The organism is Streptomyces sp. NPDC006207 (assembly GCF_040613835.1).
Taxonomy (GTDB): domain Bacteria; phylum Actinomycetota; class Actinomycetes; order Streptomycetales; family Streptomycetaceae; genus Actinacidiphila.
On record NZ_JBEXSX010000078.1, the window covers coordinates 36,743 to 38,286 of the forward strand.

The 1,544-nt window shown below is 71.8% G+C and carries 1 protein-coding gene; it reads right to left on the reverse strand.

All coding sequences use genetic code 11. The features are described from left to right. On the reverse strand, positions 1 to 1,544 hold a 1,544-nt coding region (locus tag ABZ312_RS39335), incomplete at both ends, for a S8 family peptidase (RefSeq protein WP_500439788.1).

Sequence of the window (1,544 nt, forward strand, 5' to 3'; positions counted from 1 at the left end):
GACCGTGACGGTGTACATCTCCGACTCGCGGTCCACGGCCAGCGCGGTGCCGACGGTCTGCCCGTCGCCGGTGGCCGTGACGCGTCCGGTGAAGGCACCGGTCGTGTCGCCGCCGAGGCGGGTGTCGGCGGTGACCTTCACCGTCGCCTCGCCGTGCGCCGGGACGGTGACCTGGTCGTCCGCGGTGAACATCCCGCCGGGCGCGGCGCTTCCGTCCGGCCCGGTGGCGTCCACGGTCAGCTTCAGGGTGACCGGGGCACTGCCCGTGTTCCGGTAGGTGAGGTTCTTCGTGAGCGGCTGGTCGTCGGTGTGCGGCCACTGCGCGACACCGTACGAGAGCGACGTCTCGCGGGCGACGACGGTCTGCTTGATCGCCTTCCGCAGGTCGACCCGGCCCGAGCCCTGCTCAAAGGGCGTGTAGCCGAGAGGAGTCGTCGAGGAGACCAGCGCGTCCTTGATGTCGTCGCCGCTCCAGTCGGGGTGCTGCTGGATGAGGATGGCGGCGGCGCCGGCGACGTGCGGGGTGGCCATGGACGTGCCATTGAGGGCGATGTAGCCGTCTGCGACGGAGGGGGCGACGCTGGCCAGGTAGCTGTCGTGCGCGGCCGCGGCCCCGATGGCCACGCCGGGCGCCGTCAGATCCGGCTTGATGCCGCCGTCACCGACGCGCGGGCCGGTGCTGGAGAACGGGGCCAGCTTGTCCTGCTTGTCGACCGCGCCGACGGTGAGGGCGGCGTCGGCGCTGCCCGGCGAGCCGACCGTTCCGGATCCCTGCTCGCCGTTGTTGCCCGCCGCGATGACGAAGAGGGTTCCGCTCTCGGCCGACAGCCTGTTGACCGCCTCCTCCGCCGGATCGATCTCCGGGGAGTCGTAGGCGCCGAGGCTGAGGTTGACGACGTCGGCCTTCTCGCCGACGGCCCACTCCATGCCCGCGATGATCTGCGACATGCTGCCGCTGCCGCTGTCGCCGAGGACCTTGCCGCTGAGGATGCGGGCCCCCGGCGCCACGCCCTTGTACGTGCCACCGGACTTGGCTCCGGTGCCGGCCGTGATGGATGCGACATGCGTGCCGTGACCGAACCGGTCCTCGGTGTCCGGCGAGTCGGAGAAGTTCCGCTCCTCGACGACCTGCCCGGCCAGATCGGGATGCGTGGTGTCGACACCCGTGTCGAGGACGGCGATACGCGTACCGGTGCCGTCGAAACCGGCCGCCCACGCCTCGGGGCCGCCGATCTGCGGGACGCTCTTGTCCAGGCTCGCCTGGACGACGCTGTCCAGCCACACCGAGGCGATACCCGGTGCGACGGTGCGCTTCATCGCGTCGGCGGACCCGCTGGTGACCGCGGACCACAGTTCCGCGGTGCCGTTCGCGGGCGCGGTGACGGCGTCGGCGTTGACGCTCGACAGGGTGCGCCGGACCTCGGCGCCGCCGGTGGAGCGCAGGGCCGTCCTGGCCGCCGGACGGGCCGCGTCGTACATCACGATGAGCCGCAGGTCATGACGCTGTTCATAGGCCGGCCCGCTCAGCGTGGTGACGTCGAACA